Below are 7,267 nucleotides of genomic sequence, written 5' to 3' on the forward strand. Positions count from 1 at the left end.
TCCATCTGCGTTAACGATCTACGCTGTTCGGAGAACTAAAGTGAACATAGAATTATTGAGCAAACGCACAAGAAGCATTGCACAAAGATTTAGCTTCTTCATATCAGACTGCTAGTGTTTTGGCTTGGATTAGCCCAGAGTTGCAGCCGCAAGCTTTTCAGGAACTCCTTAGCTCTGCAAAGATGGCGCACTTAGCGATAGATTACATTATTAAATTGCCTGAGCGATCGCTGGAGGAGTTTTGTCGCTGGGTGTATCGCTTCATGGGTAATGCTCAGTTTATCTCTCCTCAATATCTAGCTGAACAACACCAGAAATTTGCTCGTGCATTAATAGATCGGTATTCTTCTAAAGCCACATAAATTAGGATAATTGACTCACATGACTTTAATGCTGGGCGAAAGTCAAAGTGAAGGCACTGGCTAATTAGTACAGAAACCTAATCTAACCCGGAGTTCCGGGTTAGTAGTAGTTGATACTCAATCTTCATTCCGTAACTGCCAGACTGCACCGAAAGCTGCTCCAGCGCCAGCTAACAATCCAGTACTCATCCCTTGGATAGTTTTTTGGAATGGATCTTGAGTTAGGCACTCACTTGTAACCTTACTGTCTTCCAGGCAGAGACTACTTTCTGCCCAACCAGCAGTACCTCCTAAAATTACACCAGTGATACTACAAGAAACAATTAGCAGTAAAAGACGTTGTGTTTTTCTAGCCATAGATGGATGTTTTACTCAATTTTGTATTTTAGACTTTAAATTAGCTCGGTATGTAAATACACTTGCTTTGGATAAAAAATTTTAGATTTTTCCATACTTGAGCCACTGTTTAATCGGGCTGTTTCAGCAAAATTCCAAATCTAAAATTCTGTCAAAGGTTGGAAATTGTAGTTGACTCTCAACTACTTTACACATCCGAGCAGCAAATGTCAGCTGGTTTATGGCTGGCGAGGCAAACTCATGGGCTTCGCCGTACTAGTCTGTCTTTAAATTATGGGTAAAGAATTTTGTAGTAAGAACTTTGGTTTTTATTTTCTCAGCACTAAAATCCTGACTACAAAGCCTCAAAGCTAGTTTCACAAATTAGTATTCGGTAAGTTTTGCCTCATAGGCTTGGGTTAAGGGTTTGGTGTAGATGATTGGTTTTTCAAGACGCGATGAATCGCGTCTCTACAATCTGCGTTTTGGGTTGATCTGAACTGTTGATTGATGCTCAAAAAAATATCTACTCAATCTTCAAGTTGAAAGGCAAGCGGGCATACACCCCTTGTGGATCGTTCATCTTTTGCAGAATCTCTACTTCCTGTTGCAATTTTTGGAATTCGGTGGTGAGGGGATTGGCTGATTTGAGTTGCGCTGACTCAATCCCGAAAGCAGTCCGCGCCTCTTCTGTTGCACGCCCAAAAAAGCGTTCTCCAAAGCTGCTAGTGCGAGGATATTCTTGCACTTCCCAGTCTTCTCCTAGTTTCGCCTCCTTGACAGCATAAGCGATCGCAGTATTCAAACCACCAATCTCATCCACCAAACCAATTTCTTTGGCCGCTTCACCCGACCAAACCCTTCCTTGGGCAATTTCTGCTACTTTTTGTTCTGGGAGTTTCCGACCTTGAGAAACTTTATTCAGAAACATATTATAAATCCGGTTAACACTGCGCTGATAAATTTCTAACTCTTGAGGCGATTTCGGACGCGAAACTGTTTGACTATCAGCATAGCGTGCGGTTTTCACCGAATCCCAAGTAATACCATTATTACTGGCTAACTTTTCCCCATTGAATAAGATCCCAAACACCCCTATGGAGCCTGTAATGGTATTTGGTTCTGCAAAAATGCGATTAGAGTCGCTAGCAATCCAATAACCACCAGAGGCGGCGACATCACCCATTGACACTACAACTGGTTTTACCTCACGAGTTAATTTCACTTCTCGCTGCATGACTTCGGCTGCGGTAGCGCTACCACCAGGACTATTAATTCGTAATACAACAGCCTTCACATCTTTATCTTGTCGCAGCTTGTTGAAGATTTTCGCAAAGCGATCGCCTCCTACTTGCCCATCTTCTCCTTTACCATCGACAATCTCGCCCTCAGCATAAACAACAGCAATTTGATTTTTGGAGTTACGTTCTACACCCAAAGATTTACCAGAAACTTGTGCGTAGCTATTCAGGCTAATTTGTCGGAATGTTTTGTCTTCTTTATCGCTATTTGTCAACTTTTTCAGGTCAGCGACAACTTCATCGGGGTATTGGACTCGATCGACTAAACCGCTAGTTTTGGCTTGCGTGGCTTCTAGTAACGATTGATTATCTGCGATCGCTTGTAACTTATTGGGTTCAATTTTCCGACTTGCGCCGACAGCAGTGCGCCACTCTCCCCAAACATCATCCAACAATTTCTGAGTTTGTTCGCGGTTTTCTGGACTCAACTTGTTGAGAATAAACGGCTCAACAGCTCCCTTAAATTTCCCGACTCGCACGACTTGAACGCCAATGCCATACTTCTGTAATGCTCCCGCTAAAAACATTGGTTGTGAACTCAAACCGTTGACTTCCATCATTCCCAGAGGGTTAAGGATAATGGAATCTGCCACTGAACTAACATAATATTCCTTTTCACTCCAATCACTGCCATAGGCGACAACCTTTTTCCCCACAGCGCGAAACTCCTCTAGCGCTTTCCGAATTTCTTTCAGAGAAGCATAGCCAACGTTACCAGTTTGGCTTGTATTCGTTGCATCCACATAGATCCCGACAATGCGCGGATCGCGCCGCGCCTTTTCCAAAGTTTCCACAACTTTGCGGAGTGCCATTCTATCTTCATCCACACCTGAGATTGTGTTTTGAAACAGTTCGCCTGAACTAGGTTCGCCATCAGTAATTTTCATTGACAAGTCAAAAACCAACACTGACTTATTTTTCACATTTGGCCCAGTATCTTTAGACGAGCTAGCAGCCAATATCAGCAAGAACAGTCCAGTGGTTCCCAGACCAGCGAAAATAATTAGTCCTAGTAAAGTGCCAACTAAACTAGCAAAAGTTTGTTTGATAAAATTACGCATTAGTTATTAGTCATTGGGCATGGGGCATGGGGCATTGGGCATTGGGCATTGGGCATTTATAAATGACAAAGGACAAATGACGAATGACTAATGACTAATGACCTATTTACTTATTCTATGCGCTGTAAACTGCCAGAGTGCTTTAACTGATACAAGGTGGCATTGCCAGTACAAAATAAGACTGTGGTGATTTCAGCGATTAATACCTCAGCGAGTTCTGCAACTGCTGTCTCTGATATTGCTGCGGCTTGCAAGAAAGGCATTGCTAAACCAGCTATATCTGCTCCCAAAGCGATCGCAGCTGCAACATCCAATCCATGACGCAAACCTCCTGAAGCAATTAAGGGAACATCTTTGGCAATCGCTCTAATAGTTGTAATGCACTCTGCTGTCGGTAAACCCCAATCGGCAAATGTCCTCCCTAAACGACGTTGTAAGGGATTTTCTGCTCGTTCGCTTTCTACTTTTGCCCAAGAAGTACCCCCTGCACCCGCGACATCAATTGCTGTTACCCCCGCCGCGATCAGTTTCTCGGCGATCGCTGCTGAAATACCGTTACCAACTTCCTTCGCAATCACTGGTACTGGCAATTTTGAGCATAATATAGAAATCTTGTCAAGCAAACCGCGAAAATTTGTATCACCTTTGGGTTGAATGCACTCTTGTAAAGGGTTAATGTGTAAAATCAAAGCATCAGCTTCTAAAATATCAACTACGCGCAAACATTCATCTAAACCGTACTTGTAGTTAAGTTGCACAGCCCCCAAGTTTGCAAATAGTAGAACGTCAGGGGCATACTTGCGGACAGCAAAAGTATCAGCTACTTGGGGTTTTTCTACCGCTACTCGCTGAGAACCGACACCCATCGCAATTTTGTAGTGTTGTGCGACTTGGGCCAAACGTTGGTTAATCATTGCGGCTTGTTCTGTTCCGCCAGTCATGGAAGAAATTAACAAGGGTGCGTCAAGGTGCTTCCCCAGGAAAGTTGTACTGATATCAATATCGTCGTGGTTGAGTTCGGGTAAGCAAGAATGGGTGAAACGATAACGTTCTAATCCATTGGTGATTCGATCGCATTGAACATCTTCTTCTAAGCAGATGCGAATGTGATCGGCTTTGCGATTCTGAGTTTGTGCAGAGATATTGGTAGGGGCGTTCACTGGTGGGTATGACTAAAAGTATTGGCTTGCGATCGCTATTGTTACATTGTCTGCAACCGTATTTGTATAACAAAAATATTTATTTTCGCTATCTTTCGGGTACGTTACGCTATTGATAACAGAACCATTCCCCCATTTGGTGAGTTAATTAATATGGTTTTACAAACAGAAAAGCGCTACACCCCAGAAGAATATTTGGAATTAGAAGAGAAAGCTGAATATAAAAATGAATACAGAGATGGAGAGATTATACCTATAACAGGGGGGACAACCAACCACAATAAGATTGCAGGTAATTTTTATAAAAGGTTTCCCTTGACAGTGCAAGGACAAGATTATGAGATTTACATAGGCGATGTAAAATTATCAATACCTCGTCATCGCATTTATACTTATCCTGATGTAATCGTCATCAAAGGTAAGCCTATTTATGAGGGAACAGGTACAACAATTATTACTAATCCCTTGTTAATTGTTGAAGTCTTATCAAATTCAACTAAAAATTATGACAAAACAGATAAGTTTAAATATTATCGCTCAATTCCTGGTTTTCAGGAATATATTATGATTGACCAGTATAGTTTTGCTGTAGAACAATTTGCAAAGCAAGCAGAAGGTCAATGGATTTTTAAGGAATATGAAGGTGAAGATGCAGTTTTAGTCTTAGATTCTATCGAATTTCAAATTACCTTGCGTGATATTTACGAGCGAGTTGATTTTGAGTTGATTGAGGAATAATATCATATCCGCTTGCTGACGGGGCGAAATGGGCTAAAAAGCTTATCAAATAAAGAGTGCAGCAATATATGGTAAAAAAAGATAGGTCTACTTTTGTCAATAAGACCAATAAGATTGATAATTTTACCTAAATTTTACCAACACATCTGAAAAGTCAACTGAGTCTTGCCGAATATCTCTTACTGCAAATTTTGATTAATGTGCTGCAATCGATTAAATTGGGACTTCCAGAAAATAAACTATGCCACTAACAATTTGTTCAATTAGTCACTCAAACCTATGAAACTGGGGTCAAGCTGACAAAAAAATTTATTCTTTGGAAGTCCCTGACATGAAACACCAAAAACATAACCCCTCTCCGCCACCGGAAAGGGGTTAATTACTGCTAAAACTCAGCAATCTCTAATAAGCGTCCTGTAACTCGTAGAAATCGGGTGAGACGTAATCTTTCCGCAAAGGCCAACCTACCCAATCTTCCGGCATCAAAAGGCGCTTGAGATTTGGGTGTCCTTCGTAGATAATGCCGAACATATCGTAAGACTCGCGCTCTTGCCAATCTGCGGTCTTCCAAATCCAGTACACAGAAGGCACTACAGGATTTTCCCGTGGTAAGAACACTTTAACTCGAACTTCTTCGGGGCGATCGCTATTATCACCGACTTTAATCAAGTGATACATACTCACCAATTCTTGTCCTGGGCCAAGGTCAATACCACCTTGACACTGGAGATAATTGAACCCATAAGCATAAAGGGCTGTAGCGGTAGGAAGCAAAAAATCTGCCGCTACCTTAATTATCTCTACACCATTTTTGTCTGGTGCTAAAAACTCATGGTCAAAACCATTTTCCGTCAACCATTGGGAAACTTTACCCGCTTGTACCAATGCCTCTTCTTTCGCTGCTGGTACTGGTTTAGATTCTTCTTCAGCCACGGGTTTGTTCCTCCTTTTGCGCCTTTTCTGTCAGCAGTGCAGGTGGTATTGGCATACCGATTGCTTCCGCCAATTCCTTCGGTGGTGCAGAGCGAGTTGCTGACTGCAAATACTTACCAGTTAAGATTTCCTCTACTGGCTTCAGGTTATGAGTCGTGCTGTAGTAGCGGTGAGTTTGCTTAATTTTACCCCGCTCTTGCATCGACTCGTTGGAGATTTTCTTCCGCAACTTAATGATTGCATCAATAATTGCTTCGGGACGGGGAGGACAACCAGGCAAATACACATCCACAGGAATTAGTTTATCGACTCCGCGTACTGCCGTGGTAGAGTCAACGCTGAACATCCCGCCAGTAATTGTGCAAGCACCCATCGCAATTACATACTTTGGCTCTGGCATTTGTTCGTAAAGACGCACTAGTTGCGGAGCCATCTTCATCGTGATAGTCCCTGCCGTAATAATTAAATCGGCTTGGCGGGGGCTAGAACGGGGAATTAGCCCAAAACGGTCAAAGTCAAATCGAGAGCCAATTAAGGCTGCAAACTCAATAAAGCAGCAAGCAGTACCAAACAGCAACGGCCACAAACTAGAAAGCCGCGCCCAGTCGTAGAGGTCATCAACCGTCGTCAGAATGACATTTTCTGAAAGGTCTTGAGTGACATTGGTACGCTCAATGGGGTTGATGATTCGTTCTTTACCCTGGGTTGTTAAGTTAGAATTCAAGACCATTCCAAAGCTCCTTTACGCCATGCGTAAACTAAAGCGACTACAAGAATTGCAATAAAGACTAGCGCTTCAATAAAAGCCAATAGCCCCAAACGGTGGAAAGCTACCGCCCAAGGATACAAGAAAACAGTCTCCACATCAAAGACGACGAAGACCAGAGCAAACATGTAGTAGCGAATGTTGAACTGAATCCAGGCTCCCCCGATGGGTTCCATGCCAGATTCATAAGTGGTGCGACGTTCTGGAGCGTAACCACTGGGTCGTAGGAGCTTGGAAGCTGAGAGCGCTAAGGCAGGTACTAGGCTACAGATGATGAAGAAACCTAGAAGGTACTCGTAACCGCTGAGGACAAACACAATGAGTATCTACCGCTTATGGAGTATTTTAAGTAGTGAGTGGAGATTGAGTACTGATGACTAGAGATTAAGGATTTTAGGAGTGGGGGAGCAGGGGAGCAGGGGAGCAGGGGAGCAGGGGAGAGTTCTTGTATAAGTTCTTTCCCCTCTGCCCCTCTGCCCCTTTGCACCTCTGCCTCTTGATACCCCATACCCAATGCCCCATGCCCAATGCCCCATGCCCAATCCCTTAACTGCGTAATCGGGTAGGGCGGAGGCATTTCTGCCTCTTTCCCCCCTAAGAACCGTGCGTA

The 7,267-nt window shown here is 43.2% G+C and carries 8 protein-coding genes; 2 read left to right on the plus strand and 6 right to left on the minus strand.

Going from position 1 to position 7,267, the window contains the following annotated elements; all coding sequences use genetic code 11:
• Window positions 1-77: 77 nt before the first annotated feature.
• Window positions 78-362, plus strand: coding sequence for a WYL domain-containing protein (locus RM049_RS18320; protein WP_322686437.1), 285 nt, complete (start codon window positions 78-80; stop codon window positions 360-362).
• A gap of 117 nt (window positions 363-479) precedes the next feature.
• Here the strand turns inward: RM049_RS18320 and RM049_RS18325 are convergent, their stop codons facing one another.
• The 3 genes from RM049_RS18325 to fni form a co-directional block, all read right to left on the minus strand.
• Window positions 480-719 (minus strand): hypothetical protein, encoded by a 240-nt coding sequence (locus tag RM049_RS18325; RefSeq protein WP_104909601.1) that lies wholly within the window; start codon window positions 717-719, stop codon window positions 480-482.
• 505 nt (window positions 720-1,224) lie between these two features.
• On the minus strand, window positions 1,225-3,060 hold the full coding sequence (sppA, locus tag RM049_RS18330; RefSeq protein ID WP_322705168.1) for a signal peptide peptidase SppA: 1,836 nt from the start codon (window positions 3,058-3,060) through the stop codon (window positions 1,225-1,227).
• A gap of 110 nt (window positions 3,061-3,170) precedes the next feature.
• Entirely contained in the window at window positions 3,171-4,220 is a 1,050-nt protein-coding gene (gene fni, locus RM049_RS18335) for a type 2 isopentenyl-diphosphate Delta-isomerase (RefSeq protein ID WP_322705169.1), read from the minus strand.
• Between the two features lie 153 nt (window positions 4,221-4,373).
• Here fni and RM049_RS18340 point away from each other — a divergent pair, with 153 nt between their 5' ends.
• Window positions 4,374-4,958, plus strand: a complete 585-nt coding sequence (locus RM049_RS18340; RefSeq protein WP_322705170.1) for a Uma2 family endonuclease — start codon at window positions 4,374-4,376, stop codon at window positions 4,956-4,958.
• 402 nt (window positions 4,959-5,360) lie between these two features.
• Here RM049_RS18340 and RM049_RS18345 read toward each other — a convergent pair whose 3' ends face one another.
• Genes RM049_RS18345 through ndhC form a run of 3 tightly spaced genes read right to left on the minus strand, consistent with a single transcriptional unit; the run spans window position 5,361 to window position 6,974 of the window.
• The gene (locus RM049_RS18345) at window positions 5,361-5,891 is read right to left on the minus strand and encodes an NAD(P)H-quinone oxidoreductase subunit J (RefSeq protein ID WP_322693831.1); all 531 of its coding nucleotides are present in this window, start codon (window positions 5,889-5,891) and stop codon (window positions 5,361-5,363) included.
• Window positions 5,884-6,621 carry a photosynthetic/respiratory NAD(P)H-quinone oxidoreductase subunit K gene (gene ndhK / locus RM049_RS18350; protein ID WP_322705171.1) on the minus strand — a complete coding sequence of 246 codons (738 nt, stop codon included), beginning with the start codon at window positions 6,619-6,621 and terminating at the stop codon, window positions 5,884-5,886. The genes RM049_RS18345 and ndhK overlap by 8 nt, the downstream gene beginning before the upstream one ends.
• Window positions 6,612-6,974: a photosynthetic/respiratory NAD(P)H-quinone oxidoreductase subunit C gene (gene ndhC, locus RM049_RS18355; RefSeq protein WP_012411797.1), complete on the minus strand. Its 363-nt coding sequence runs from the start codon at window positions 6,972-6,974 to the stop codon at window positions 6,612-6,614. The genes ndhK and ndhC overlap by 10 nt, the downstream gene beginning before the upstream one ends.
• Window positions 6,975-7,267 lie beyond the last annotated feature (293 nt).

Source organism: Nostoc sp. DedQUE04, assembly GCF_034530995.1.
Classification (GTDB): domain Bacteria; phylum Cyanobacteriota; class Cyanobacteriia; order Cyanobacteriales; family Nostocaceae; genus Nostoc.